The organism is Actinomycetota bacterium, from assembly GCA_014360645.1.
Classification (GTDB): domain Bacteria; phylum Actinomycetota; class Geothermincolia; order Geothermincolales; family RBG-13-55-18; genus Solincola_B.
This window is the reverse complement of the sequence record JACIXD010000003.1, coordinates 44581-70519: the sequence shown is the minus strand read 5'-3', so window position 1 is coordinate 70519 and position 25939 is coordinate 44581. Positions and strand designations below refer to the sequence as shown.

General features: G+C 67.4%; 23 protein-coding genes. 3 read left to right on the top strand and 20 right to left on the bottom strand.

What is annotated here, in order from left to right; genetic code table 11:
• Nucleotides 1-49: 49 nt before the first annotated feature.
• The 6 genes from ilvN to H5T74_03290 all read right to left on the bottom strand — a co-directional run bounded on the left by ilvN (nt 50) and on the right by H5T74_03290 (nt 7256).
• Nucleotides 50-532 (bottom strand): acetolactate synthase small subunit, encoded by a 483-nt coding sequence (gene ilvN / locus H5T74_03315; GenBank protein MBC7229408.1) that lies wholly within the window; start codon nt 530-532, stop codon nt 50-52.
• A 7-nt stretch (nt 533-539) separates the two neighbouring features.
• Nucleotides 540-2288 carry a biosynthetic-type acetolactate synthase large subunit gene (ilvB, locus tag H5T74_03310; protein MBC7229407.1) on the bottom strand — a complete coding sequence of 583 codons (1749 nt, stop codon included), beginning with the start codon at nt 2286-2288 and terminating at the stop codon, nt 540-542.
• Between the two features lie 31 nt (nt 2289-2319).
• On the bottom strand, nt 2320-3996 hold the full coding sequence (ilvD, locus tag H5T74_03305; GenBank protein ID MBC7229406.1) for a dihydroxy-acid dehydratase: 1677 nt from the start codon (nt 3994-3996) through the stop codon (nt 2320-2322).
• A gap of 483 nt (nt 3997-4479) precedes the next feature.
• Complete coding sequence (locus H5T74_03300; protein ID MBC7229405.1) at nt 4480-5475, bottom strand: isocitrate/isopropylmalate dehydrogenase family protein; 996 nt, start codon at nt 5473-5475, stop codon at nt 4480-4482.
• Nucleotides 5472-5969 carry a 3-isopropylmalate dehydratase small subunit gene (locus tag H5T74_03295; protein ID MBC7229404.1) on the bottom strand — a complete coding sequence of 166 codons (498 nt, stop codon included), beginning with the start codon at nt 5967-5969 and terminating at the stop codon, nt 5472-5474. Before H5T74_03295 ends, H5T74_03300 begins: the two co-directional genes overlap by 4 nt.
• Before the next feature lie 33 nt (nt 5970-6002).
• Nucleotides 6003-7256 (bottom strand): 3-isopropylmalate dehydratase large subunit, encoded by a 1254-nt coding sequence (locus tag H5T74_03290; GenBank protein MBC7229403.1) that lies wholly within the window; start codon nt 7254-7256, stop codon nt 6003-6005.
• A 380-nt stretch (nt 7257-7636) separates the two neighbouring features.
• On the opposite strand from H5T74_03290, the gene lpdA reads away from it, so the two are divergent.
• Together lpdA and gcvH are read left to right on the top strand one after the other, a co-directional pair.
• Entirely contained in the window at nt 7637-9046 is a 1410-nt protein-coding gene (gene lpdA / locus H5T74_03285; GenBank protein MBC7229402.1) for a dihydrolipoyl dehydrogenase, read from the top strand.
• 72 nt (nt 9047-9118) lie between these two features.
• Nucleotides 9119-9496 carry a glycine cleavage system protein GcvH gene (gene gcvH / locus H5T74_03280; GenBank protein ID MBC7229401.1) on the top strand — a complete coding sequence of 126 codons (378 nt, stop codon included), beginning with the start codon at nt 9119-9121 and terminating at the stop codon, nt 9494-9496.
• Between the two features lie 217 nt (nt 9497-9713).
• On the opposite strand, the gene H5T74_03275 is transcribed toward gcvH, so the two are convergent.
• From H5T74_03275 to ligA, 6 genes are all read right to left on the bottom strand, one after another.
• Nucleotides 9714-10673 carry a zinc ribbon domain-containing protein gene (locus tag H5T74_03275; GenBank protein ID MBC7229400.1) on the bottom strand — a complete coding sequence of 320 codons (960 nt, stop codon included), beginning with the start codon at nt 10671-10673 and terminating at the stop codon, nt 9714-9716.
• 139 nt (nt 10674-10812) lie between these two features.
• Entirely contained in the window at nt 10813-12270 is a 1458-nt protein-coding gene (gene gatB, locus H5T74_03270) for an Asp-tRNA(Asn)/Glu-tRNA(Gln) amidotransferase subunit GatB (protein ID MBC7229399.1), read from the bottom strand.
• Entirely contained in the window at nt 12267-13724 is a 1458-nt protein-coding gene (gene gatA, locus H5T74_03265) for an Asp-tRNA(Asn)/Glu-tRNA(Gln) amidotransferase subunit GatA (GenBank protein MBC7229398.1), read from the bottom strand. The genes gatB and gatA overlap by 4 nt, the downstream gene beginning before the upstream one ends.
• Before the next feature lie 52 nt (nt 13725-13776).
• Nucleotides 13777-14460, bottom strand: coding sequence for a hypothetical protein (locus H5T74_03260; protein ID MBC7229397.1), 684 nt, complete (start codon nt 14458-14460; stop codon nt 13777-13779).
• A 16-nt stretch (nt 14461-14476) separates the two neighbouring features.
• Nucleotides 14477-14758, bottom strand: a complete 282-nt coding sequence (gene gatC, locus H5T74_03255) for an Asp-tRNA(Asn)/Glu-tRNA(Gln) amidotransferase subunit GatC (GenBank protein ID MBC7229396.1) — start codon at nt 14756-14758, stop codon at nt 14477-14479.
• 177 nt (nt 14759-14935) lie between these two features.
• Entirely contained in the window at nt 14936-16987 is a 2052-nt protein-coding gene (gene ligA / locus H5T74_03250; protein ID MBC7229395.1) for an NAD-dependent DNA ligase LigA, read from the bottom strand.
• A gap of 283 nt (nt 16988-17270) precedes the next feature.
• Between ligA and H5T74_03245 the strand changes: the two genes are divergently transcribed.
• Nucleotides 17271-18242, top strand: a complete 972-nt coding sequence (locus tag H5T74_03245; GenBank protein MBC7229394.1) for a carbon-nitrogen hydrolase family protein — start codon at nt 17271-17273, stop codon at nt 18240-18242.
• Nucleotides 18243-18270: 28 nt separating this feature from the next.
• On the opposite strand, the gene H5T74_03240 is transcribed toward H5T74_03245, so the two are convergent.
• From H5T74_03240 to H5T74_03205, 8 genes are all read right to left on the bottom strand, one after another.
• Nucleotides 18271-19002: a UPF0280 family protein gene (locus tag H5T74_03240; protein MBC7229393.1), complete on the bottom strand. Its 732-nt coding sequence runs from the start codon at nt 19000-19002 to the stop codon at nt 18271-18273.
• Nucleotides 19003-19014: 12 nt separating this feature from the next.
• Nucleotides 19015-19455, bottom strand: coding sequence for a hypothetical protein (locus tag H5T74_03235; protein MBC7229392.1), 441 nt, complete (start codon nt 19453-19455; stop codon nt 19015-19017).
• Between the two features lie 28 nt (nt 19456-19483).
• On the bottom strand, nt 19484-19723 hold the full coding sequence (locus tag H5T74_03230; protein ID MBC7229391.1) for a hypothetical protein: 240 nt from the start codon (nt 19721-19723) through the stop codon (nt 19484-19486).
• 55 nt (nt 19724-19778) lie between these two features.
• A complete protein-coding gene (locus H5T74_03225; GenBank protein MBC7229390.1) occupies nt 19779-20210 on the bottom strand; it encodes a hypothetical protein in 432 nt (143 codons plus the stop codon).
• A 95-nt stretch (nt 20211-20305) separates the two neighbouring features.
• Nucleotides 20306-22459, bottom strand: coding sequence for an NADH dehydrogenase (locus tag H5T74_03220; GenBank protein MBC7229389.1), 2154 nt, complete (start codon nt 22457-22459; stop codon nt 20306-20308).
• An 89-nt stretch (nt 22460-22548) separates the two neighbouring features.
• Complete coding sequence (locus tag H5T74_03215; protein MBC7229388.1) at nt 22549-24066, bottom strand: monovalent cation/H+ antiporter subunit D family protein; 1518 nt, start codon at nt 24064-24066, stop codon at nt 22549-22551.
• Between the two features lie 17 nt (nt 24067-24083).
• A complete protein-coding gene (locus H5T74_03210) occupies nt 24084-25568 on the bottom strand; it encodes a monovalent cation/H+ antiporter subunit D family protein (GenBank protein MBC7229387.1) in 1485 nt (494 codons plus the stop codon).
• Nucleotides 25569-25925, bottom strand: a complete 357-nt coding sequence (locus H5T74_03205; protein ID MBC7229386.1) for an NADH-quinone oxidoreductase subunit K — start codon at nt 25923-25925, stop codon at nt 25569-25571.
• Between the last annotated feature and the right edge of the window lie 14 nt (nt 25926-25939).

Genomic DNA, 25939 nt, shown 5'->3' with positions numbered 1-25939 from the left:
CCGCGGCCGGAGGCCGTCCCCCCGGGACCCGCCCCGGCTTCCCGCGACCCTACCTGCCGCGCGGCAGCGCCACCTTGCCCGTCCTCACCAGCTCCTTGATGCCGTAGGGCTTGACCAGGTCCTCGAAGGCGCTGAGCTTGGAGGCGTTGCCGGTCACCTCCACGATGATGCTCTCGCGCGAGACGTCCACGATGTTGCCGCGGAAGATGTCCGTGATCTCGATGATCTCGGAGCGGTTGGAGGTGTCCGCCCTAACCTTGACCATCACCATCTCCCTGGCCACCGAGGCCTCGGGGTCGAGGTCCACGATCTCGATGACGTTGATGAGCTTGTGGAGCTGCTTGCGCACCTGCTCCAGGGAGTGCTCGGCCACGTCCACCACGATGGTCATGCGGGATATGTCGGGTTTCTCGGTGGTCCCCACCGCCAGGCTCTCGATGTTGAAGCCGCGGCGCGCGAAGAGCTCCGCCACCCTGGCCAGCACCCCGGGCTTGTTCTCCACCAGCACGGAAAGCGTGTGCTTCATCCCCATCACCCCTTTAGAGGAAGGGCTCCTCGGCCTTCTCCGGGTGGACCTTCTCCACCGGATAGAGCATGTCCCCGATCATGTCGTAGAGGGGGGCGCCGGGCGCCACCATGGGATAGACGTTCTCCTCGGGCTCCACGCGGAAGTCGATGACCACCGGGCAATCGGCCTCCAGGGCCTCCAGCAGGGCGGGCTCGACCTCCTCGGGCTCCCTGACGCGCAGGCCCTTGGCGCCGTATGCCTCCGCCAGAGCCACGAAATCGGGACAGTCGCGCTCCCTCTCCAGGCAGGAGCAGGAATAGGTGCGGCCGTAGAAGAGCTGCTGCCACTGCCGCACCATGCCCAGGTAGCCGTTGTTGAGGATGGCCACCTTCACCGGGGCGCCCTCCAACACCGCCGTGGCCATCTCCTGCAGGGTCATCTGGAAGCTTCCGTCTCCCGCGATGTCTATGACCAGCTCCCCGGGCCTGCCGAGCTGGGCCCCGATGGCGGCGGGAAACCCGAAGCCCATGGTCCCCAGCCCGCCCGAGGTTATGAAACGGCGCGGCTTCCGCACGGGATAGAACTGGGCGGCCCACATCTGGTTCTGCCCCACCTCGGTGCAGATGATGGCCTCTCCCCGCGTCACCTCGTGGATCTTCTCCACCACGAACTGCGGCTTGAGGCCGCCGCTCCGGTCGTAGGTGAGGGGGTACTTCTCCTTCCACTCGGAGATGAGCCGGTTCCACTCCCCGCGGTCCGGCCTCTCCATCTCGGCCTTCATCTCCTTGATGGCCGCGTTGAGCTCGCGCAGGATCTGCCTCGCGTCCCCCACGATGGGGATGTGGGCATAGACGTTCTTGCTTATCTCCGCGGGGTCGATGTCGACGTGCACCACCGTGGCCTTGGGGGCGAACTCCGAGAGTTTGCCGGTGATGCGGTCGTCGAAACGGGCGCCCACCGCCACGATGAGGTCCGTCTCGCACATGGCGTAGTTGGCGCAGCGCGTGCCGTGCATGCCCAGCATGCCCAGGGAGAGCTTGTGGTCCTCGGGGAAAGCGCCCTTGCCCATTAGGGTGTGGGTGACGAAGATGCCGTTGTCCACCGCGAGCTTCTTGAGCTCCGCGGTGGCGTTGGAGGTTATCACCCCTCCCCCGGCATAGATGACGGGGTTGCGGGCGCGCAGGATGGCCTGGGCAGCCAGCCTGATCTGCTTCTTGTGACCCTTGTAGGTCGGACGGTAGCCGCGCAGCACGGGATGCTCGCGGCGGTGGTAGGTGAGCTCGCCCCGGGAGACGTCCACGGGCACGTCGATGACCACCGGCCCGGGCCTCCCCGTGGAGGCGATATAGAAGGCCTCCTGCACCACGTCGGGGATGTCCGCCGGGTTCTTCACCAGGTAATTGTGCTTGACGATGGGCATGGTGATGCCGGTGGTATCGGCCTCCTGAAAGGCGTCGGTGCCGATGAGGTTCGTGGCCACCTGCCCGGTGATGGCCACCAGGGGCACGGAGTCCATGAAGGCGGTGGCAATGCCCGTTACCAGGTTGGTGGCGCCGGGCCCCGAGGTGGCCATGCACACCCCCACCCTCCCGGTGGCGCGGGCGTAGCCGTCCGCGGCGTGGGCCGCACCCTGCTCGTGACGGGTGAGCACCTTGCGTATCCTGCTGCGATAGAGCTCGTCGAAGACGGGGAGTAGCACCCCTCCGGGGATGCCGAAGATGATCTCCACTCCCTCGGCCTCGAGGCTCTTCACCAGCGCCTTCGCTCCCGTAAGCTTCACGCCATCCCGCCTTTCCCGTTCTTTCCGGTACCTACTCGCGCAGCCTCACCGCGCCCCGGCTGGCGCTGGAGACCCTGCGGGCGTAATCCGCGAGCACCCCACCCTCCACCCTGGGGGCGGGAGGCCTCCATGCCGCCTCCCTGCGCCGGATCTCGGCGTCGTCCACCTGCAGCGAGATGCGCCTTGCCCTTATGTCCAGCTCTATCACGTCCCCCTCCTCCACCAGGGCGATGGGCCCTCCCTGCGCCGCTTCCGGCGAGATATGGCCCACCGCCGCCCCCCGCGACCCTCCGGAGAAGCGTCCGTCGGTGAGGAGCGCCACCCTGTCGGCGAGCCCCATGCCCGCCAGAGTCGCGGTGGGATTGAGCATCTCGCGCATGCCCGGGCCCCCCCGAGGCCCTTCGTAACGCACCACGATTACGTCACCCTCGCGTATGCGCCCCGCCAGCATGGCCTCCACCGCGTCCTCCTCGCGGTCGAAGACCCGCGCGGGACCGCGGTGGTGGAGGAGGTTCTCGGGAACCGCCGACTGCTTGACCACCGCCCCCTCGGGCGCCAGGTTGCCGCGGAGTATGGCCAGACCGCCGGTGGGCATGTAGGGGTCGTCCACGGGCCTGAGGACCTCGGGCACGAGGGTGGCCTTGCCCTCGAAGACGTCCCCGATGCGGTCCGCGGCCACGCAGGGCACCTCGGGATCCACCAGGCCTTTCCTGGAAAGCTCTCCCATCACCGCCGGGATGCCCCCCGCCTCGTGCAGGTCCTGCAGGTGATGCCGCCCCTCCCCCGCCGGGCTGATGCGCGCCAGGTTGGGGGTGGCGTCGCAGACCTCCTGGATGGTGTCCAGGCTCAGCTCAATCCCCGCCTCGTAGGCGATGGCCAGGAGGTGGAGGACGGTGTTGGTCGAGCCGCCGATGGCCATATCCACCGCCAGGGCGTTGCGCAGCGAGGCGGGGGTGATGATGTCGCGCGGCCTGCGCCCCTTGCGCAGCATCTCCATCACCGCCATCCCCGCCTGCTTGGCGAGGCGCAGGCGCTGGGCGTGGACCGCCGGTATGGTGCCGTTGCCTGGCAATCCCATGCCGATGGCCTCGGTGAGGCAGTTCATGGAATTGGCGGTGAAGAGGCCGGCGCAACTCCCGCAGCCCGGGCAGGCACATTCCTCCAGCTCCGCCAGTTCCTCCGGGGTCATGCGCCCCGCCTCCACCGCTCCCTGAGCCTCCATGACGGTGATGAAGTCCACGTCCCGCCCGCGGTGTCGCCCCGCCATCATGGGGCCGCCGCTGACCACCACCGCGGGGAGGTTGAGGCGCGCCGCGGCCATGAGCACCCCGGGGTCGATCTTGTCGCAGTTGGTGACGAGCACCAGGGCGTCGAAGGCGTGGGCCCTCGCCATGAGCTCCACGGAATCGGCGATGTTCTCCCGCGAGGGCAGGGAATAGCACATCCCTGCGTGCCCCATGGCGATGCCGTCGCAGATGCCGATGATCCCGAACTGCATAGGGGTGCCGCCGGCCATGCGCACGCCCGCCTTCACCGCCTCCGCCACCTGCTGCAGGTGCGTATGCCCCGGTATCACCTCGTTGTGGGCGCAGGCCACCCCCACCCACGGCTGCTCTATCTCGCGGTCGGTATAACCCAGGGCCTTGAGCAGGGAGCGGTGGGGAGCGCGGTGAACGCCCTTCTTCGCAACCTCGCTGACAAGTTCCATTATTTCCCTCCCGATGGTAAGAGCGGCGCGAAACGCCCTGCCGCGGTTATAGACCGTATTATTTAGATAATAACTATCGGCGTCAAGCCGCCGGGCAGGGAGAGCGCGGTCTGCATCCCGATTCGAGCCTTGGAATCCGGCCCCGGCGCGTCCGGCCACCTGTTTGGCCGCTGTACGCGCGAGGAAGGAAGGCGATGCATGCCTCTCTTGGCGTCCACGCGAATACCGCCGACGGCATGGAACGTGCGATATTCCTTAAAGGATCCCCTGGACCGGGATGCGTTTTCCCGGCCTCCACCGACGCATTCCGATCGCAGTGAAAAAAATCGATGTCCGCCTCGCGCCGGGAACGTCCTCCTTATCCAGCGGCCTCTGTGCGCCCTCACCGCCCCTGCCGGTCGGGCGGCCCTTTCGCGATGCCGGCGCGTCAGGACCTCCCCGCGCCGCCTCCGCGGCGGTCGTGCGAGGGCCTTCAGCCGCCCCTCAGAGGCGGGCGATGATGGCGTCGGCCATCTCCGAGGTGCCGGCGTCGCCTCCCAGGTCATAGGTGACCGTCTTCCCCTCCGCGATCACCGCCGCGGTGGCCTCGTAGATGCGCCGCGCCGCCTCCTCCTCCCCCAGGTGGTGGAGCATGAGCACCCCGGTGAGGATCTGGGCGGTGGGGTTGACCTTGTTCATCCCCGTGTACTTGGGGGCGCTGCCGTGCACGGGCTCGAAGACCTGGATGTCGTCGCCGATGTTGGCGCTGGGCGCCACCCCCAGGCCGCCCACCAGACCGGCGCAGAGGTCGGAGATGATGTCCCCGTAGAGGTTGGGGAGCACCAGCACGTCGTAGATGTGGGGCTTCTGCACCAGCTGCATGGCCATGTTGTCCACGATGCGGTCCTCGAACTCGATGTCCGGATATTCCGAGGCCACCTGGCGCGCCACCTCCAGGAAGAGGCCGTCGGTGAACTTGAGGATGTTGGCCTTGTGCACCGCGGTCACCTTGCGCCTCCCCTCCCGGCGCGCGTACTCGAAGGCGAAGCGGCAGATGCGTTCCGAGGCCCCGCGGGTGATGAGCTTCACGCTCTCGGCGGTGTCCTCGTCCACCCTGCGCTCGATGCCGGCGTAGAGGTCCTCGGTGTTCTCACGCACCACCACCAGGTCGATATCCCGATACGGGGAGCGCACTCCCTCCATGCTCTTCGCCGGGCGCAGGTTCGCGTAGAGATCGAGCTCCTTGCGCAGGGCGACGTTGATGCTGCGGAACCCGGATCCCACCGGGGTGGTGATGGGGCCTTTCATGGCCACCCCGTTGGCGCGGATGGAGTCCAGAACGTGGGTGGGAAGGGGGGTCCCGTATTCCTCCATGACCTTCGCTCCCGCCTTCTGCACCTCCCACTCGATCTTCACCCCCGCCGCCTCGATGATGCGGCAGCAGGCCTCCACGATCTCCGGACCGATCCCGTCCCCCGGTATCAGCGTCACGCGCCTCATAGCTCGAAACCTCCGTGGTTCTTAAGGTATTCCGTAAGCCCACCCTCCGAGAGGATGTCCATCATCACCGGGGGCAGGGGCACCATCTCCGTCTCCGTTCCCCTGGTAATATTTACAACCCTCCCCGCGGCCAGGTCCACCTCCAGCTCGTCCCCGTCCCGGATCCCCGCGGTGTCGCATTCCACCACCGGCAGGCCTTTGTTCACGGCGTTGCGGAAGAAGATGCGGGCGAAGGAACGGGCCAGCACCGCCCCCACCCCGGCATGCTTGATCACCAGGGGCGCCTGCTCGCGCGAGGAGCCGCAGCCGAAGTTGGCCCCCGCCACGATGAAGTCCCCCGGCTCCACCCGGGAGGCGAACCCGGGGTCGAGGTCCTCCATGCAGTGGCAGGCCAGCTCGTCCATGTCCAGGGTCTTGAACTTGTACTTGCCGGAGATGATGTAGTCGGTGTTGACGTCGTCGCCGAAGACGTGCGCCCTTCCCCTGAGAACCATACTTCTGCTCATCTCACCGCTCCTTGATCGACCTTACAGCATGCGCCGGGGGTCGGTGATCTTGCCCGCCACCGCGCTGGCCGCCACCGTGGCCGGGCTCGCCAGATAGATGAAGGCGTTGGCGTTCCCCATGCGCCCCTTGAAGTTGCGATTGGCGGTGGAGATCACCGTCTCGCCGTCGGCTGGGACGCCGTTGTGGGTGCCCACGCAGGGCCCGCAGCCGGGAGTGACGAAGGCCGCCCCCGCCTCCAGCAGCGCCCGCACCACGCCCCTCTCCATGGCCTCCATGAACACTTGGCGCGAGGCGGGGGCCACGATGAGGCGCACCTCGGGGCTCACCCTGCGGCCCGCCAGGATGCGCGCCGCCTCCTCCAGGTCCTCCAGGCGCCCGTTGGTGCAGGTGCCGATGACCGCCTCCTGGACGGGGGTCCCCTCCACCTCCTCCACCGCGCGCACGGCGTCCACGCGGTGGGGCTCCGCCACCAGGGGGACGAGGTCACCGAGGTCGAACTCCCTCACCTCGCGGTAGGAGGCGTCGGGGTCGGGGGACACGGGGCGGAAGGGACGCGTCACCCGCCCCCGCAGCCAGGCCAGGGTCTTGTCGTCCGCCTCCATGAGGCCGGCCTTGGCCCCCATCTCTACCGCCATGTTGGAGATGGTGAAGCGCGCATCCACGCTGAGGGAGGAGATGACCTCACCCCCGTATTCCACCGCCATGTAGGTGGCGCCGTCGGCGGTGAGCTCGCCCGCCAGGAAGAGGGCTACGTCCTTGGAATACACGCCTTCCTGCAGCCTCCCCCGCAGCTCCAGGCGCAAGGTCTCCGGCACCTTGAACCACAGCTTGCCGGTGAGCATGGCCGCCGCGAGGTCGGTGGAGCCGACCCCGGTGGAGAAGGCGTTGATGGCCCCGTAGGTGGTGGTGTGGGAATCGGCCCCGATGACGATGTCCCCCGGCGCCACGTGCCCCTGTTCCGGCAGCAGGCAGTGGCACACGCCCCATCCCACGTCGTAGAGGCCCACCCCCTGTTCCACGGCGAAGCCGCGCATCATGGCATGGAGGTTGGAGACCCCCTCCAGGGGACTGGGGGCGCTGTGGTCGATCACCAGGGCCACCCTGGAGGGATCCTTCACCCGCTCCCCCCCCAACTCGCGGAAGGCCTGGATGGCCAGGGGCGAGGTGCCGTCTTGCCCCATCATGAAATCCACCTCCGCCACCACCAGCTCGCCCGCCGTGACCTCCCTGCCGCAGTGGGCGGCGAATATCTTCTCCGCCATGGTCTTTCCCATCGGCGCTCTCTCCTCCTCGCTTCACTCCTCTCCGTCACCTGTACCCGGCAACGCCCGCGTCGGCCAAACCGCCCTCCACCGGGATTCGGCTACCATTATTCAATACGCGGCAGGTTTTCGCAAAGCGTCCCGGAGCACCCCGCGGACCCGCGACCCCGTCAGGGCACGGGGCCTCGAAGCCCGCGTCCGCTCCCCTTTCGGTATCCGCCCCTCCACCTGGAGTCACGCCGAGCATTGCCTCCCCCACTGCCGCAGCGCGGCGCCATCCCCTAGCAGCAGCGCGCCCTTTCCCCCCGATGATGATAAAATATGCCGGGACCTTTAGCGCCGCCGCGGCGGCGACCCCATCGCACGCGAGGCTCTTTTCGAAGGAGGAAGACATGGCAGCAGAGACGAAAAAGGCGAAGCTGGTGGTCATCGGCGCCGGGCCAGGCGGCTACGTGGCGGCCATCCGCGCGGCCCAGCTCGGCGACGGGGTGGTGCTGGTGGAGAAGAACCTCCTCGGCGGCACCTGCCTCAACTGGGGGTGTATTCCCACCAAGGCGCTGCTCGCCTGCGCCGAGGCCTTGGAGACCATCAAGGAGGCGGGCGAATACGGCATCAAGGTGTCCGAGCCGGTGCCCGACCTGAAGGCCATGGTGGAGCGCAAGGAGAAGATAAGCGCCCAGCTGCGCAACGGCATCGCCCAGCTCCTCAAGGCCAACAAGGTGGAGGTGGTCAAGGGGACGGCCAGCCTGGCATCGCCGAACCTGGTGAAGGTACGGGGCGAGGAGGGAGAGCTGGAGATCGAGACGGAAAAGGTGATCATCGCCACCGGATCCGAGCCGGCGCGGCTGCCCACCTTCGACTTCGACCAGCCGGCCATCCTCACCTCCACGGAGGGCCTGGAGCTCACCGAGATCCCCAAGTCCATGATCATCGTGGGAAGCGGGGTGGTGGGATCGGAGTTCGCCACCATCTACAACGCCCTGGGCACCAAGGTGACCATGGTGGAGCTCATGCCCCGCATCCTCCCCACCGAGGACGAGCGCGTGGCCCAGCAGATGAAGCGCATCCTCAACAAGAAGGGCATCGAGATCCTCACCGAGACCACCATCGAGGAGATGGTTGAATACCGCCCCGACGGGGTCAAGGCCAGGCTCTCCAACGGCGAGGTCCTGGAGGCGGAGAAACTCCTGGTGTCCATCGGCCGCTCCCTCAATTCCAGGGGACTGGGCTTGGAGGAGATCGGCGTGGAGCTCGGCCAGCGCGGCGAGATCGTGGTCAACGAGCGCATGGAGACCAGCGTGCCCGGCATCTACGCCATAGGGGACGTGGTGGGAGGTATTCTCCTCGCCCACGTGGCCTCCTTCGAGGGCATCTGCGCGGCGGAGAACGCCATGGGCCTGTCCTCTACCATGGACTACAACGTCGTCCCAGCGTGCATCTTCACCGAGCCGGAGATCGCCAGCGTCGGCCTCACCCCCGCCAAGGCGGAGGAAAAGGGCATCGAGACGCGCATCGGGCGCTTCATGTTCGGCGGCCTGGGCAAGGCGCTGGCCATGGGCAAGGGCCAGGGTTTCGTGCAGCTGGTGGTGGACGCCAAGAGCGATAAGGTCATCGGGTGCCAGATCATGAGCGCCCATGCCTCGGACCTCATCCACGAGATCGCCCTGGCCATCCAGGTCGGCGTCACCGCAGACCAGATCGGGAAGACCATACACGCGCATCCCAGCCTGGCGGAGGCGGTAATGGAGGCGGCCGAGGCGGCTCACGACCGCGCCATCCACGCCGCTCCCGCCCGCAAGTGACGGGTGTGGCGCGAGGATACGGGTTGCGATATCATGGCATAGTCATATCGGGACTACCTGGAGGTGAAGCCGATGTATCCTGAGGACCTCAAGTACCATCCGGAGCACTGCTGGGCAAGGATCGAGGACAATACCGCCACCCTGGGCATCACCTACTACGCCCAGGACCAGCTGGGAGAGATCGTGTTCCTCGAGCTGCCTCCCGTGGGCACCGAGGTGACGGCGGGCAAGCCCTATGCCGAGATCGAGTCGGTCAAGTCGGTGTCCGACGTCTACAGCCCGGTAAACGGCACCATCATCGAGACCAACCAGGAAGTGGTGGAGGCGCCGGAGATCATCAACGAGGACTGCTACGAGCAGGGCTGGATGGTCAAGGTGGAGCTGGCCGAGGACTCCGGCGTGGACGAGCTGCTCGACGCCGCCGCCTACGAGAAGCTGGTCTCGGAATAGCTTCCTCGCCGCCGCAGGGAAGATGAACGGGGGCGCGCCGCCCCCGTCTTGTTTTTCTCCCGCCTTTCCGGCGCCGCCCGATCCGCGCATACCGGCGGCCCGCTTCTCCCGTGCCTCTCCGGCCGCGGTACGCCGCCGCTTTGTCCCGCCCGGCGCTCACGCGCCTCTTCCCGCGGCGGCGGGGGTACCCGTACGCGAGGAAGAGCCGGGTGCTCGTTTACTCGCTGGGTAGATCTTCCATCAAGCGCTCCAGCTCCTCGAGGAACTCCAGGAGCTCGTCCGGGCTCATGTTCTCCAGCTCCTCGAGGTCCAGGTCCTCGGGGAGGAACTCCTCCAGGTCCTCGAGGTCCAGGTCCTCGAAATCCATGTCCTCCAGGTCCTCGAGGTCCATCTCCGGCCCCACGGAACCGGGCATGGGGTCCTCCGTCAGGTACCAGCGCCCGCTTTTCTTCACCATCTTGAATCTCAGGGGCTCCTCCGCGAGGTCGTACTCCTCCTCGAAGCCCATGACCGAGAGGGTGAGCGTCCCCGCCGTGGTCACCACCTCGGCCCGGTCCCCTCTCTCGGACTTCTTCTCCAGCTGCACGCCCTTGAAGCTGATCTCGGACATCGAGAAGGTCATCTCCACCAGCTTTTTCATATCCATGCCCATGGCATCAATGAAGGGGTTGTCCTCCATGGACAGGGACTCGGGGTCGAAGCAGTCCAGGTAGGCGTCGGCATCGCCCTTCTCCATGGCCGAGATGAACTTCTCCGCCAACGCTATGGGGTCACCGGTCCCTCCCGCGCCGCCCCTCCACAGGGTCAGCCAGAGCACCAGCACGGCGACGCCCCCCAACACCAGGATCCCACCCAGTATCCCCAACACCAGGGGGAGCCTGCTCTTCCTCGGAAGCGCCGCCGGGGGCATCTCGCCCCCGTAAGACGGGATCCCCGGCGCGGGATAAGGGGGCTCTCCCGGGGGTGACGCCTGCGGTCCCGGGGGCGGGACCGGGGCCGCCGCCCCGCCCGTGACCTGTTCCGCGCCCCCGCCCGTCTCGCCGGCGGCTCCCCCGGACTGCGCGCCCGGCGGACCGCCCTGGGTCCCCAGGGGCTCCCCGCAGCCGGTGCAGAAGGAGGCGCCTTCCTTCACCGTCTTCCCGCAGCGCGGACAGTATCCTCCGCCGCTCTCATCCATCGCTTTCTCCTCTCATCCGACGAAACCCATCGGTATGTCGGCTTTCCCTCCAAGCTTCACGCGGCAGCCGACATGCCGCGGCCTCGGACCTCCACGGCGTGCGAACAGGGGCCCGTGCCCCTGACGCCCGCCGGGGAGATCAGCTCCCCTCCCGCAGCCTGCGCTGCAGGAGCTCGTTCACCAGTTGCGGGTTGGCCCTTCCCCGGGTCTTGCGCATCACCTGGCCGACCAGGAAGGACACCGCCTTCTCCTTCCCCTTGCGAAAATCCTCGACCACGCCGGGGTTTTCTTTGACCACCTCCTCCACCACCGCCTCCAGCTCACCCTGGTCGCTGATCTGGGTGAGGCCGCGTTCCGCCACGATCTCCTCCGCGTCCCTTCCGCTCTCCAGCATCTCCTCGAACACGGACTTGGCGATCTTGCCCGATATGGTGCCCTTTTCCACCAGCTTGATCATCGCCGCGAGCTGGGCGGGGGTCACGGGAACCTCGCCGATCTCCATCCCCTTGGCGTTGAGGTAAGCCGAGAGCTCACCCATCATCCAGTTGCTGACCGCTTTGGGATCGGCTCCCGCGGCCACCGCCGCCTCATAGAAGTCGCCCATGGCCTTGGAGGAGGTGAGGATAGCCGCGTCGTGGGCGGGCAGTCCGTATTCCTCGCGCAAGCGCCTCCTCCTCTGCGCCGGCAGCTCCGGGAGCGCTTCCTCCACGGAGGCGATGAAGGCGCGGTCCAGCTCCAGGGGGACCAGGTCCGGCTCCGGGAAGTAGCGGTAATCGTAGGCGTATTCCTTGGTGCGCAGGGGGGTGGTGACGTTGGCGTCGGCGTCCCAGTGCCGCGTCTCCTGGACCACCTCTCCTCCCCCCTCCAGCACCTCCTGCTGGCGCCGGATCTCGTAGGCCAGGGCGCGCTGCAGGGCGCGGAAGGAGTTCATGTTCTTGACCTCCGTCTTCACCCCCAGTCGCGAGGAGCCCAGGGGGCGCAGGGAGACGTTGGCGTCGCAGCGCAGACTCCCCTCCTCCATCCTGCAGTCGGAGACCTCGAGGTGCTCCATGATGCTCTTGAGCTCCTGCATGAAGGCGCGCGCCTGTTCGGGTGTGCGGATATCGGGCTCGGTCACGATCTCCAGCAGGGGCACGCCGGCGCGGTTGAAATCCTCCAGACTGTACTCCGAGCCGTGGATGCGCCCGCTCTCGCTCACGTGCACGGTCTTCCCCGTGTCCTCCTCCAGGTGCACGCGGGTGATGCCCACGCGGAACGCCTCTCCCTCCTCCTCCAGGTCCAGGTAGCCGCCCACCCCCAGCGGGAGGTCGTACTGCGATATCTGGAAATTCTTGGGCATATCGGGGTAGAAATAGTTCTTGCGGTGAAAGATGCTGTACGGGGCTATCTCGCAGTGCAAGGCCAGGGCAAGGCGCACGGCCAGCTCCACCGCGCGGCGGTTGAGGACCGGGAGCACCCCCGGAAGCCCCAGGCATACCGGGCAGGTCCTGGTGTTGGGCTCACCCCCGAAGGAGGCGTCGCAGGCACAGAACATCTTGGAGCGCGTCTTGAGCTCGGCATGTATCTCCAGCCCGATCACCGCCTCGTAGCCGCTCATCTCCCCACCCCCCTTCCGGGATCCGGCGCCGCCCGGAAGTCCAGCGCCTCCTCCAGGGCGCGGGCCACGCGGAGCAGGGTGGCCTCATCCAGCACCCTCCCCATGATCTGCAGCCCCACCGGCAGGCCGCCGTCCAGCCCGCAGGGTATGTTCACCGCCGGGATGCCCGCCAGGTTCACGGGGATGGTGCACACGTCCGAGAGGTACATGGATAGCGGGTCCTCCACCTTCTCCCCCAGCTCGAAGGCGGGGGTGGGGGAAGTGGGGCTGACCAGCACGTCGAAGCTCCGGAAGGCGGCGTCGAAATCGGCGATGATGAGCGTCCTCACCTTCTGGGCCTGCCCGTAATAGGCCTCGTAATAGCCCGCCGAGAGGGCATAGGTGCCGAGCATGATACGCCTCTTCACCTCCGCCCCGAAGCCCGCCGCGCGGGTGCGCCCGTACATCTCCATCATGTCCGCGGCGCCCTCCACGCGCAGGCCGTAGCGCACCCCGTCGAACCGCGCCAGGTTGGAGCTCGCCTCGGCGGGTGCGATGATGTAATAGGCGCTGAGGGCGTAGTCGAGGTTGGGCAGCGAGGCCTCCGACACCTCCGCCCCCAGCTCCTCCAGCAGGCGCAGCGCCCCCTCCACCGCCTCCCTCACGCCGGGGGTCAGTCCTTCCTGTATGAGCTCGCGCGGCACCCCCACCCTGAGTCCGCGCACGCCCCCCTCCAAGGCCGCGGCGTAGTCCGGGATCTCGCCGGGAAGGGAGGTGGAATCCAGGGGGTCGTGTCCCGCCAGCAGCGAGAGCAGGAGAGCGCAGTCCCTGACGTCGCGGGTTATGGGCCCCACCTGGTCGAGGGAAGAGGCGAAGGCCACCAGGCCGTAGCGCGACACCAGTCCGTAGGTGGGCTTCATCCCCACCAGGCCGCAGAAGGAGGCCGGCTGGCGGATGGAGCCCCCGGTGTCGGAGCCCAGTGCCCATATCGCCTCCCCCGCCGCCACCGCCGCGGCGGAGCCCCCGCTGGAACCGCCCGGCACCCTCTGGAGGTCCCAAGGGTTGCGGGTGGGGTGGAAGGCGGAGTTCTCGGTGGAGGAGCCCATGGCGAACTCGTCCATGTTGGCCTTGCCCACCATGGTGAGACCCTGGGCGCGCAGCCTTCCCACCACCGTGGCGTCGTAGACGGGGACGTAGTGCTCCAGCATGCGCGACCCGCAGGTGGTGCGCACCCCCCGCGTGCAGAGCACGTCCTTCACCGCCATGGGTATCCCGCCCACCGCTCCGGCGTCCTCTCCCCTCGCACGCGCGTCGTCGGCCGCCGCCGCGGCGGCGCGCGCCTCTTCCTCGGTGAGGGTTATATAGGAGCGCACCCGGTCCTCGACCTCCTCGATGCGGTCCAGCACGGAGTCCAGGACCTCCGCGGCGGAGACCTCCCGCCGTTCCAGCAGCTCCCTCAATTCCCATGCCCTCATGGCGTAGAGTGATTCCAACGTCTTCCTTTCCTTCCTTTCCTTTCCTTCCTTGCTAACGCCAGCGTCCCGGCTCCCCGGAGGCGAGGGGAAAGCCGAAGGCCCACACCAGCGACAGAACCCCCGCGAGGTAGCCCAGGCTCCCGTAAACGGCGGCATGGCCGGTGACCCCGTTCACCATGCCCCCCAGGGAACCCGCCGCCATCAGCAACAACAGCCCCAGGGTCATGACCAGGGTGCGCCGGCTCTCCATCTCCTTCCCCTCCTTCTTGAGGGTGGAATAGAGCAGCAGGGCGTAGAGCAGCGCCAGAAGATAGTAGAACCAGATCGCCACGGCGACCGCAAGGGCGAGGGAATCCCCCGCCCTCAGCACCCAGGTCCGGCCCTCGAGCCGGTAGATGCGCTCCCAGTTGAGGATGTTGGAAGCCAGTCCCAGCTGCAGGGGAAGCGACCAGAAGTAGAGCGAGCTGTCCGGGCTGCGGCTGAAGGAGCGGGTGAAGACGAAGGCGATGAAGGCCCCCATGAGCCCCAGGGAGCGCGCCGCGGCGGCGAAGGAGAGGCTCACGGTCTCGTCTTCCACCCACTGGCTCGCGGCCATGATCAGCGAGGCCGCCGCGCTCAACGCCAGCCACACCACCAGATATCGCGCCGGCTCGCCGCGCTCCGCGCCGGAGCGCCGGATCCAGGCGGCGAGTGCCAGCATGACCGACGCGGAGAGGACGTGGATGTACGGCGACACCGCTCTCCTCCCGTGGCTAGATGATCCTCGGCACGGCGAAATAACCCCCCTCCGCCCGCGGGGCGTTGGAAAGGGCTTCCTGCTGGGTGAGCCCCGGCCTCACCTCGTCCTCCCGCATCACGTTCCTGAGCGGAATGGGATGGGAGGTGGGCCTGACCTCCCCGGTATCCAGGGACTTGATCCTCTCCGCGTGTTCCAGCACCTGCCCGAGCTGGCGCGTGAACCTCTCTATCTCCTCCTCGCTCAGCTCCAGGCGTGCCAGCCACGCCACGTATTCCACGTCCTTCCTCTCGATCATGCTCCTCCTCTCGCCTCGTCGCCCCGCCCCTGCGACACGCCGCGGGATCGCGCGAACCCCCGGCAGGATCCCGCGGGGACCCTTCCTCTCCCCGGTCCCCGGACCTTCTTCCCTTCTTCTTCCTCCTCGCACCGCCGCCGGCAGGGGGGACGGGCACCTCACCTCGCCCGCCACCCGTCAACGGCCGAGCATCTCCAGGAACTCGCCCTCCCCGATGATCTTCACCCCCAGCTGCACCGCCCTGTCGTACTTGCTCCCCGGATCCCTGCCCGCCACCACGTAGTCCGTCTTCCCGCTCACGCTGGAGCTCACCCGGCCTCCCCGCGCCTCGATGGCCTGGCGCGCCTCCTCCCTGGTCATGGAATCGAGGCCCCCGGTGAGCACGAAGGTCAGCCCCTCCAGGTCGCGGGGCCCCTCCTCCGGGCCTCCCTCCTCCATGTTCACTCCCGCCTCTTTGAGGCGCCGGATGAGCTGGATGTTCCTGGGTTCCGAGAAGAAGGCCCTCACGCTCTCTGCGATGGCCGGCCCCACCTCCTCGATGGAGAGCAGCTCCTCCTCGTCCGCCTCCATCAGCCGGTCCATGGTGCGGAAACGGCGGGCCAGGACCTCCGCCAGGTGGGCGCCGACATGCCGGATGCCCAGGGCGAAGAGCAGGCGGGAGAGGGGCCGCTCCTTGCTGCGGGCGATGGACTCCATCATGTTGGCCACCGATTTGTCCTTGAAGCCGGTGAGGGAGTAGAGCTGCTCCTCGGTGAGGTAATAGATGTCCTCCACCGTGCGCACGTAACCCTTCTCCATGAGCTCGCTGATGGTGGCGGGCCCCAACCCTTCTATGTCCATCGCTCCCCGGGAGCCGAAATGCAGCACGCTCTCGAAGAGGCGGGCGGGGCAGTCCACGTTCAGGCACCTGGCCACCACCTCCCCCTCTGGACGGTAGACCTTGCTCCCGCATGCCGGACAGCGTTCGGGCATGGCGAACTCCCGCTCCGTGCCGTCCCGCAGCTCCACCAGGGGCTTGATGACCTCGGGGATGACGTCCCCGGCCTTGTGCACCAGGACCACGTCCCCGATCTTCAGCCCCTTGCGCCTGATCTCGTCCTCGTTATGCAGGGTGGCGCGGGACACCGTCGATCCTCCCACGAAGACGGGCTCGAGCACGGCGGTGGGGGTGAGGGCGCCGGTGCGCCCCACGTTTATCTCGATGTCCAGGAGGCGGGTGGTCTTCTCCTCGGCCGGGAACTTGTAGGCCACCGCCCAGCGCGGCGCCTTGCTGGTGGCCCCCAGCCGCTCCCGCAGGTCAAGGCGGTCCACCTTGATCACCGCGCCGTCCACCTCGTAGGGGAGCTCGTCTCTCCTGGCTATCCATTCCCGGCAGAAATCCAGGATCTCGCCCGCTCCGGCGGCGGGGCGCCAGTGCTCGCTGACATGGAATCCCCACGACGCGATCCGCTCCAGCACCTCCCGGTGGGTACGGAAACTCCTGCCCTCTATGTATCCGATCTCGTAACAGATGAGGTCCAGGTTGCGCGAGGCGGTGACCCGCGGGTCCAGCTGCCTGAGCGATCCCGCGGCCGCGTTGCGGGGGTTCGCGAAGGGCGGCTGGCCCTCCTCCTCGCGCTGACGGTTAAGCTCCGCGAAGGACTCCTTGGGCATGAAGACCTCGCCCCTTATCTCCAGGTAGGAGACCCGGTCTTCATGGAGGAGCCGCAGGGGCAGAGACTTCACCGTCCTGAGGTTGGCGGTGACGTCCTCCCCGGTCACCCCGTCCCCCCTGGTGGCGCCGCGCACAAAGACGCCGTCCTCGTAGGTGAGGGCTATGCCGGCCCCGTCGATCTTCAGCTCGCATACGTAGCCGGTCTCCCCCACCTGGCCCTCCACGCGGTGGATGAAGGCCTCCAGCTCCGCCTGGTCGAAGACGTTGTCCAGGCTCATCATGCGGGCCCGGTGCCTCACCGGCCGGAAGGCCTGGTCGGGGGGCGCCCCCACCCTGCGGGTGGGCGAATCGGGGGTGACCAGCTGCGGGTAGCGCTCTTCCAGCTCCTGGAGTTCCCTCATCATGCGGTCGTATTCCTCGTCGGAGATCACAGGGTCGTCCAGGACGTAATAGCGGTAGTTGTGGTAGTTCAGCTCATCCCTGAGCCTCTTCGCCCTCTCCTCAGCGCGCTCCAGCTCCGAGACCACTTTCTCTCCCCGTCGATACCGTTCTGCGCTTCTCCTGTAATATATCATCCACTACGCTCCCCACGACAACCCGTCAGGCGGCGCGTCGCGCGCAGGGGCGACCTCCTGTGCGGGTCGGTCGCGGGACGGGGCCGGGGCTCCCGGCGGGAGAGCGGCGGGCCCGCGGCGACGGGGGTCAGGGCATGGAGCCGGATGGAAGGCGTGACCGTGGCGGCGGGATGGGGTTATACTTTCCACACGGATAAAGGCCAGGGCAAAGCGGCCGGGTCGATGTCGCCGCCGCCCGCCGCGCGGCTGCCCGGTCGCCGCGACCACGGAAGGGGAGTGAGGGATGGACCGCGGCAAGCGCTCGCTCACGGTGGCAGCGGTGCAGATGGCATCGCGGAACGGCGACATCGCGGGCAACCTGGCTCGCGCCACGCCCCTGGTGGAGACGGCCGCCGCCCGGGGAGCCTCGCTGGTGCTCCTCCCGGAGTTCATGCCCACGGGTTACATCTTCTCCCGCGAGATCTGGGACGCAGCCGAGCCCGGGGAAGGGGCCACCGTCCGGTGGCTGCGCGACACCTCCCGCCGCCTCGGCATCTGGCTGGGCACCAGCTACCTGGAGGCGGAGGGAGAGCATTTCTACAACAGCTTCGTGCTCACCGACCCCCGGGGGGAGGAGGCCGGGAGGGTGCGCAAGCGCACCCCCGCCTGCGCCGAGGCCTACTTCACGCGGGGCCAGGACGGTCCCCACTGCATGGATACCGCACTGGGCAGGATAGGGGTGGGCATCTGCTACGAGAACCAGCTCGCCTACCTCCCCCGCATGATGTGCGCGCAGGACCCGGACATCCTGCTCATGCCCCACTCCGCCCCCTCTCCCATGCCCAATCCCTTCTTCCCCGCCGGGGCCGTCGCCGGCTTCAACCGGCTCCTGGAGGAAATGGCGCCCTTCTATGCCGCCATGCTGGGCGTCCCGGCGGTGTTCGCGAACAAGTGCGGGCCCTGGGTGTCTCCCATGCCCGGCCTTCCCTTCCTCACCCAGACCTCCAGCTTCCCCGGCCTTTCCGCCATCGCCGACGGCGACGGCACGGTGAAAGCCCGGCTCGGCGACGAGGAGGGGGTGATCGTGGCGGAGGTGACCCTCGATCCCGCCCGCAAGACCGGGACCTGCGCCGCCGGCCACGGCCGCTGGGCGATGCAGGTGCCGCGGGCCACCAACCTCTGGCGCGTCATCGAGCTCGCGGGCGGGATATACTACCGCCTCAGCCCGGAGCGAAGACGGCGTGCGCGCGCGGTCTCTTCCGGGGCGACTGCTTAGGGGGTCCGGCGCAGGACCAATCGCTCCTTCACAGCTCTTCGAGCTCGAGTTCGCCGCGTGCCCCGAGGTGTTCGCCCACGACCAACAGGCATCCTGCGACTCCCGCGATGCCCATCGCCGCCTCCAGCGCCTCCTCGATGTGTTGCGGGCCTTTGGCCCGATTGCCGAGGGCGCTGGCCACTGCGTCGGCCAGGGCGGCGCTCTCCGCCACCACCAGGGCGCAGTCCGCCGTACCCGCGCTGTACGAGGGGCCCACGGAGGCGGAGGAGGTGCATATGCCGGTCCCCCCGGGGGGCGTGGGTCCGACCCGGAGCGCGAGGCGCCCGCTCCACCGGGAGGGGCCGGCGAAGATCCCCACCCGGCGCATCCGCGTCGAGCGCAGGTGGATATCGCCGCCGTTCTCCACGATGACCTCCTCGCTCCAGGCCGCCAGGTCGCCCCCCACCAGGTCCGCCAGCGCCCCCGCCACGCAGGCCATGGGGCCGACGCCCGCGCGGCACGCCGCCTCCGCCATGACCCTCACCACCGGCGGCGCGTCCTCCGGGACCTCGTAGGGGCGGAAGGTGGACGCGAAGAGGGGCTGGCGGGCGATGAACTCCTCCAGTTCCCGGCGGTGCCGGGAGAGGGAGAGGCGCGCCTCCCGCGACAGGTCGCGGCGCGCGAATAGAAAGAGGTCGCTCTCCCCCTCGACCACGCGGAAGGGCATCAGGCCCTCCGCGTGCATGCCCTCGCGGTAAAAACGGTGGGTGTAGGTCCCCATTCCCGGAGAGGATCAATAGGCGTTCATGACGATCTTCGGCAGGAGCATCCAGGAGATGAAGGCCACGTAGAGCACCACCCCCACCAGGAAAGCGCCCACCTGCACCAGCAGCAGGTTGTAGCTCATGTTGGAGGAATTTTCCTTCCGAACCCCTGAGGTTCGGGCCAGCCCTTCGCTCTCCCCCTCGCCCCCGCCGCCCTCGCCCGGCGAGAGGGATCCCGTCCCCTCCTCCTTCTCGCCGTCCACGGCCATGAAGGCGACGGTGTTGCCCGCCCCCACCACCAGCGACACCGTGAGGGCCACCCAGGAGGCGAAGAGCAGGTAGCGCGTCCACTGGCTGGAGAGGAAGTTGGCCCCCCAGGAGCCGGAGATGAGCACCAGGATGGACAGGGGTATGAAGACCGCCGTCAATGCCACGAACCACCGCGATACCAGGCCGATCCTGTCTTCCATGTCTTACCACTCCTTTTCCGCCGCGCCTTCATCCCTCGCGGCTCTCCCTCTCCTCTTCGCCCGACTTCTTCCGCGTCACGATGACCACCGTCACCACCGCGGCCATGATGGCCAGCCAGATGACAGCTATGGTCACGATGAGGCGGACCGTTCCGCCTCCCCCGTCGCCACCCCCGCTCTCTCCCTGCCCCAGGGCGGGAACCACGCTTCCCGACCACAATAACACACATAGGAGCAGGGCCATAAGGGAAACCAGGACCCCTTTCATGTGCAACCCCCTTTTTCCGTCTCCTTGCCACCGCGCGCATGGTGCGCGCCAGGCCTCACAGCAAACTGAAGATGAGCAGCGCCACCAGCACCACGGCGATGGCCAGAGCGCCCATGGCTATGTCGCGGTTAAGGCGTCTGGCCGCCTCCGGGAGCATGCGCCTCGTCTCCCGCCGCAGGCGCCGCCAGTCCCCCTTTATGCGCACCTTGGCCTGCTTCTTCGCCTTGGCATACTTCCAGCCCCCGCCCGCCAGGAAAGCCTCGAACCGGCGCGCCGCCCGCGTGTACCAGTACTCCACCCTCGCCTCCTTGGGGAGCCTCACGGAGTAGGGATCGAACTTGAACAGCTTCAGCTCGAAGAGGTCCGAGGCCGCGGCGTAGAGGAGCACGGCGATCCCGGCCCCCGCCGCCACCAGCACCGCGAAGAGATCCCGACCGAGACCCTCCGCGGCCGCCACGGCCGTCCCCAGGCAAACCTCCACCATCATGGCCTTTTCATCTCACCTCGCGCTCATCCCCGACGCCGTCCGACGCCTTCGCGGTCATCCCCTCACCCCACTTATACCCTGATGGCCGCGCGCCCTCACAACAACCTCATGATCAGGAACAGGGTGAGGGAGACCGCGATGACCAGCGCCCCCACGGCGAGGTCTCCCTGGTATTCCCTGATCCTGGGAAGGAACTCGCTGCGCGCCTCCCGGTAGAGCCGCAGCGTGTACGCCTTTATCCATCCCGCGGGTCTCGAGGTCAGGCCGGGATAGATGACCTCGCGCACCACGCGCACCGTTCCCGCGGCTCCCCTCTTCGCCTCTCGCACCACCCCCTCCTTCACGGGGGCGTAGAGGCGCCTGCCGGCGAACAGCAGGGCCAGGGAACCCCTAGCCCCCCGCACGTACCAGTAATCGACCCCCAACCAGCGCGGGAGCCGGAGGCCGAAGAGGTCGGGACCGCGCCTCTCCACCCCCAGCAGGTCCGGCCACGCTCCGAGCGAGAACAGCCCCAGACCGATGGCCAGGGGGATGAATATCTCTTTGAGGTTGGCCCAGATATAGACCGGCACCTCGGAGAGGTGGGCCGCCATGTGGGCGTCGAAACCGGGCACCGTGCTCACCACCGGCCCCACCAGCCGCCGCAGGAGCAGGCCGGGGAAGAACCCGTTCACCAGCACCCCGGCGGCGAGCAGCGCGGTGCCGGCGAGCATCCATGCGGGAGCCTCGCGCACCTCCTCCAGGTGATGCGCGTGCTCCTCCCGGGGACGGCGGAAGAAGGTGTAGTAGGTCATCTTGGTGATGTAGCAGATGGTCCCCCCGCTGGTGACGATGAACATCACCTCCGCGAACTTCACCAGGCCGGCGGTGCCCAGGTGTCCGGCCTCGGCGAGGTGGTGGGACTCCAGGATGGCGTGATGCAGGAGGGTCTTGGACACGAAGCCCCCGAAGGGAGGGATGCCCATGATCCCCAGGGCCGCCACGCACCAGCATATGGTGGTGAGGGGCATGCGCCGCCACAGGCCGCCCAGCCTGTACATGTCCAGCTCGTGGGCGCGGAAGAGGATGGAGCCGGCGGCGAGGAAGAAACACCCCTTGAAGAAGGCATGGTTCAAGACATGGTAAACACTTCCTCCCATGCCCATGGGGCCCTCCGCTCCCAGATAGGCCAGGCAGCCCGCCCCGAAGAGGATATAGCCCATCTGGCTCACGCTGGAATAGGCCAGGGTGCGCTTGATATCCCTCTGCACCAAGGCCAGGAGCATGCCGGTGAACATGGTGGCCACGGCGATGAGGATGACCGCCAGGCCTAGAGCCTGCACGTTGGAGACCAGGCCGCCGGCGGCGTGGGCCGCCCCTTCCGCGCCGTGGGCGCCCGCCGCGGCCGTCTCCGCGTGCGCCGCGTGCGCCGCCGGCTGCTGTAAGAAGGAGAGCAGGGTCCTGATGATGCCGTAGGCGCCCGCCTTGATCATCACCCCCGAGAGCAGGGCGCTGGCGGGGGAGGGCGCCGCCGGGTGGGCATCGGGCAGCCAGATGTGCACCGGCACCATGCCCGCTTTGACCCCGAACCCCGCGATGAGGCAGACCAGGGCCACCACCTTGAAGGAACCCGCCAGCCAGGCGCTCTCGGCCAGGGGCCGGAAGGCCACCGTGCCCGCGTAACCTAGGTAGAGGAACACCCCTCCCACCAGGCTCAGGCCTCCTATGACGGTCATGCAGATGTACTTTGTGGCGGCGGCGCGCGCTTTTTCCGTCTCGGAGTGGATGACCAGGAGGTAAGCCAGCAGCCCCATGGCCTCGAAGAAGAGGTAGAGGGTGAAGAAGTCCTGCACCATGAACACGCCCAGGGTGGCGGTCTCGGTGAGGAGCATGAAGAGATAGAAGCGGGTGCGCTTGTGCTCGTGGTCCAGGTAGCGGAAGGCATGCAGCGAGGCCGCGAACCACAGCAGCGAGGCGAAGAAGGCGAAAAAGGCGCCCATGGCGTCCACCTCTAGGTTGCCCACGAAGCGATCGCCGATGCGCATGATGTCCAGGTTGAAATAGGCCGGCCCGCGCGAGAGCACGCGCGCCAGCAGCGCCGTGACCGTCGCCAGGGTGGCGCCGGTGAAGAGCACGGCGGCCCAGTTGCGAAGGCGGGCGCGCGCCTCCCCCGCCGCGACAGCGCAGGCCGCTCCCAGCGCCGGCAGGGCCAGGGCCAGGGCCGGCAGGGCCGAGTAAGCGAGAACGGCAACTTTTTCCTCGTGCGCCACCCTACCTCACATCCTCAGGGGAAGCGGATCCCCGCCTCGGGCCGTCCACATCCATCGCCGGGTCCAAGGGGCCACTCCATCTCGCAGCCTCAGGGGAAGATGACCCCCACCACCTTGCTCACCAGGGAATAGGGGAATCCGGGCACCGTCACCCAGATCCCCACGATGACCACCAGGGCCGCCAGGATGACGATGGGCACCACCATCTCGTGGTCCGCTTCCTTGCCGAAGACCAGCCTGGGGCGATGGTGCTCCTCGCCCTCCTCCGCCTCGTCGCCCTCCCAGCGGAAGAAGGCGGTGTAGATGATGGGCAGGAAATACGCCGCGTTGAGGAGGGCGCTGGTGAGGAGGATGACCACGTATACCGGCAGGCCGGCCTCCAGGGAACCGCTCCCCAGCAACCACTTGGTGATGAAGCCCACCGAGGGCGGGGTGCCCATCATGGCCAGGGCGCATACCGAGAAACAGATCATGGTGATGGGGAGCTGGTATCCTATCCCCTTCATGTCGCTGATGTTCTTCTTCCCCGTCTTCACCAGGATCACTCCGGCGCAGAGGAACAGGCAGCCCTTCATGAGGGCGTGGTGGGTGAGGTGCATGACCCCGCCCAGCGCGCCGTCGTGGGTGAGCATGGCGAGCCCGAGGATGATGTAAGATACCTGTCCGATGCTGGAATAGGCCAGCCGCCGCTTGAGGTTGTCCTGGGTGAGGGCGAATACCGAAGCCACCACGATGGTGATGCACGCCAGCACGGCCATGACCACGAAGACCTTCAGTTCCCGCATGAGGTCCACGCCGAAGACGTTGAAGCACACGCGGATGATGCCGAAGGCCCCCGCCTTGAGGATGACCCCCGAGAGCAGGGCGCTGGCGGGGGAGGGCGCGGCGGGGTGGGCGTCCGGCACCCACCCGTGCAGGGGCATGATGGCCGCCTTCACCCCGAACCCCGCCAGGTAGGTGAAGAAGACGGTCATCAGCGCCGCCCGGCTCGCGAACTCCAGGCTCAGCACCCCGTAGGAACCGAAGCCGAGCTGGCCGTCACCCCAGAAGTAATGCGCCACGATGGCGAAGAAGAGCACGTTGCCGGCGGAGACGGCGTACACCAGGTACTTGTATCCCGCCCTACGGGCCATGGCCGTCTCCTCGTGGATGATCAGGGGGTAGGACCCGAAGGTCATCATCTCGTAGAAGATGAAGTAGGTGAACATGTTGGCCGAGTAGGCGCACCCGATGAGGAAGGACTCGCACAGGGCCATGAAGACGAAGAAGCGGTTTTCCTTGTGGTCGATATAGGAGATGGAATACACCGTGGCCAGCAACCAGAGGAAGGCCAGGATGAGGGAGAAATAATATCCCAGGGTGTCCACGGTGAGACGCATCTCCAAGCCCTCCACCACGCTGGCCAGCTTGATGGTGTAGGTGTTCCCGTCCAGGATGCCCGGGAGCAGGGACAGCACCACCCCTAGGGTGGCCAGGGCGCCCAGGGCGCAGAGCCACAGACGCAGGGTACGCGCCCTCTTGGGGCTGGCCGTGATCACCACCAGGGAGAACCAGGGCAGCAGGATCGCCACCAGCGGGATCACCGAGAACGTGCTTTTTTCCGGCATCGACTACCCCCTTTGTCTCATAGCAGGAAGGCGGCCGCCTTCAGCAGCGAATCCATGATCAGTCCCGAGAACACGCCGAAGAAGAGGGTGCCGGCGGCGAGGGCCCACACCGGCACGAGCATGGAGAGCGGGGCGTCGCCGCCGCCCTCGTCCCACGCGCCCTCCTTCCCCGACTGGAAAAACATGTAATATATCACCCGCAGGCAGTAGACCGCGGCCAGGATGGCCCCCACCAAGAGCACCAGGGCATAGGGCCATCTCTCCGCGGTGAAGTTGCCGTAGATGAGGTAGAACTTGCTGATGAAGCCCGCCGTGGGCGGCAGCCCGATCACGGAGATGGCCGCCAAGGAGAAGGCGAAACAGGTCCAGGGCATCTGCCTCCAGGCCCCCTTGAGGTCCTCGATGCGCCGGTAACCCTTCAGGTAGATCACGCACCCCGCGCAGAGGAAGAGGCAGGCCTTGGCCAGTCCATGGTCCAGCATGTGGTACATGGCCCCCGCCAAGCCCTCCCTGGTGTAGGAGGTTATGCCCAGAAAGATGTAGCCGATGTGGCTGATGGTGGAGTAGGCGATCATCACCTTGAGGTCCTTCTGCATTATGGCCATGATGCCGCCGTAGAGAACCGCCGCCGCCGCGAACACGCTCACCGCCTCCAGGGTCCCCCCGGTGACGGACACCGTGCCCGCGGTGTACACGGAGAAGGTCAGGCGGAGCAGCGCGAAGGCGCATACCTCCACCAGCAGGCCCGAGAGCATGGCGCTGATGGGAGAGGGGGCGATGGAATGGGCGTCCGGCAGCCACATGTGCAGGGGGAAAAGGGCGGCCTTCACCCCGAAACCGATGACGAAGAGGATGAAGGACACCACCAGCACCTCGGTGTAGCCGGACTCGGCGATGCGCGCGGAGAGGTCGGCCATGTTCAGGGAGCCGGTGGCGGAGTAGAGAAAGCCTATCGCCAGCAGGACCATGATGGACGAAGGTGCCCCCATGAGCAGGTACTTGAAGGCGGCGCGCACCGCGTTGCGGTTGCCGGTGATGGCCACCAGGGCATAGGAGGTCAGGGCCAGTATCTCCATGAACACGAATAGGTTGAACACGTCCCCCGTGGCCACGAAGCCCAGCATGGCCCCGCTCATGAGCAGGAAGAGCACGTAATAGGCGGTGAGGCGCCCTCCCGTGACCTCCCTGTCGATGTAGCGCCGCGAGAAGGCGAGGGCGAGTAGGGATATGCCGCAGACCACCAGGAGGAGGAAGAGCCCCGCGTAATCCACGCGTATCTCGATCCCGAAGGGCGGTTCCCATCCCCCGAGGTGATAGCTGAGATGGGAGCCGGCGGGTATCCTGCCTATGAGCAATAGGCCCAGGATGGTGGATGTCGAGAGGGGCAGCAGGGCCGCCCAAGGCACCCACCTCTCCCGCAGGTAACCCAGGAAGGGCAGCAGCACCGCGCACACCAGGGGTATGGTGATCATGAGGATGGGGAAGTGACGGTAGGCGCCCATCTACGGCGATTCCTCCCCGGTGGGGTCCGCGTGTGCTCCCCCGTCCTCCTCGCGGTAGAGCCGGTCCACGTCCAGGGTACCGTACTGGCGGTAGAGCAGGATGACCAGGCTGAGGGCCACCGCGGTGACGCTCACCGCCACCACGATGCCGGTGAGGATGAGCGCCTGGGGTATGGGGTTGACCATGCGCGCGGGTTCCGCTCCTCCCACCCTTATGGGGGCGATGCCGCCGTCGAGGTACCCCAGGGAGATGTAGAAGAAGAACACCGAGGTCTCCATGATGTTCAGCCCGATGAGCTTCTTGATGATGTTGCGCCGGGCGATGACGGTGTAGAGCCCGATGCAGAAGAGCAGCATGGCCGCGACGTAGT

Excerpts from the sequence above, each read along its gene's own strand:
- ilvN (MBC7229408.1), bottom strand. The coding sequence starts at position 532 with ATGGGGATGAAGCACACGCTTTCCGTGCTGGTGGAGAACAAGCCCGGG.
- ilvD (MBC7229406.1), bottom strand. The coding sequence starts at position 3,996 with ATGGAACTTGTCAGCGAGGTTGCGAAGAAGGGCGTTCACCGCGCTCCC.
- H5T74_03300 (MBC7229405.1), bottom strand. The coding sequence starts at position 5,475 with ATGAGGCGCGTGACGCTGATACCGGGGGACGGGATCGGTCCGGAGATC.
- H5T74_03295 (MBC7229404.1), bottom strand. The coding sequence starts at position 5,969 with ATGGTTCTCAGGGGAAGGGCGCACGTCTTCGGCGACGACGTCAACACC.
- H5T74_03290 (MBC7229403.1), bottom strand. The coding sequence starts at position 7,256 with ATGGGAAAGACCATGGCGGAGAAGATATTCGCCGCCCACTGCGGCAGG.
- lpdA (MBC7229402.1), top strand. The coding sequence starts at position 7,637 with ATGGCAGCAGAGACGAAAAAGGCGAAGCTGGTGGTCATCGGCGCCGGG.
- gcvH (MBC7229401.1), top strand. The coding sequence starts at position 9,119 with ATGTATCCTGAGGACCTCAAGTACCATCCGGAGCACTGCTGGGCAAGG.
- H5T74_03275 (MBC7229400.1), bottom strand. The coding sequence starts at position 10,673 with ATGGATGAGAGCGGCGGAGGATACTGTCCGCGCTGCGGGAAGACGGTG.
- gatB (MBC7229399.1), bottom strand. The coding sequence starts at position 12,270 with ATGAGCGGCTACGAGGCGGTGATCGGGCTGGAGATACATGCCGAGCTC.
- gatA (MBC7229398.1), bottom strand. The coding sequence starts at position 13,724 with ATGAGGGCATGGGAATTGAGGGAGCTGCTGGAACGGCGGGAGGTCTCC.
- gatC (MBC7229396.1), bottom strand. The coding sequence starts at position 14,758 with ATGATCGAGAGGAAGGACGTGGAATACGTGGCGTGGCTGGCACGCCTG.
- ligA (MBC7229395.1), bottom strand. The coding sequence starts at position 16,987 with ATGATATATTACAGGAGAAGCGCAGAACGGTATCGACGGGGAGAGAAA.
- H5T74_03245 (MBC7229394.1), top strand. The coding sequence starts at position 17,271 with ATGGACCGCGGCAAGCGCTCGCTCACGGTGGCAGCGGTGCAGATGGCA.
- H5T74_03240 (MBC7229393.1), bottom strand. The coding sequence starts at position 19,002 with ATGGGGACCTACACCCACCGTTTTTACCGCGAGGGCATGCACGCGGAG.
- H5T74_03235 (MBC7229392.1), bottom strand. The coding sequence starts at position 19,455 with ATGGAAGACAGGATCGGCCTGGTATCGCGGTGGTTCGTGGCATTGACG.
- H5T74_03230 (MBC7229391.1), bottom strand. The coding sequence starts at position 19,723 with ATGAAAGGGGTCCTGGTTTCCCTTATGGCCCTGCTCCTATGTGTGTTA.
- H5T74_03225 (MBC7229390.1), bottom strand. The coding sequence starts at position 20,210 with ATGATGGTGGAGGTTTGCCTGGGGACGGCCGTGGCGGCCGCGGAGGGT.
- H5T74_03215 (MBC7229388.1), bottom strand. The coding sequence starts at position 24,066 with ATGCCGGAAAAAAGCACGTTCTCGGTGATCCCGCTGGTGGCGATCCTG.
- H5T74_03210 (MBC7229387.1), bottom strand. The coding sequence starts at position 25,568 with ATGGGCGCCTACCGTCACTTCCCCATCCTCATGATCACCATACCCCTG.
- H5T74_03205 (MBC7229386.1), bottom strand. The coding sequence starts at position 25,925 with ATGCTGCTCTTCTGCATCGGGCTCTACACCGTCATCGCCCGGCGCAAC.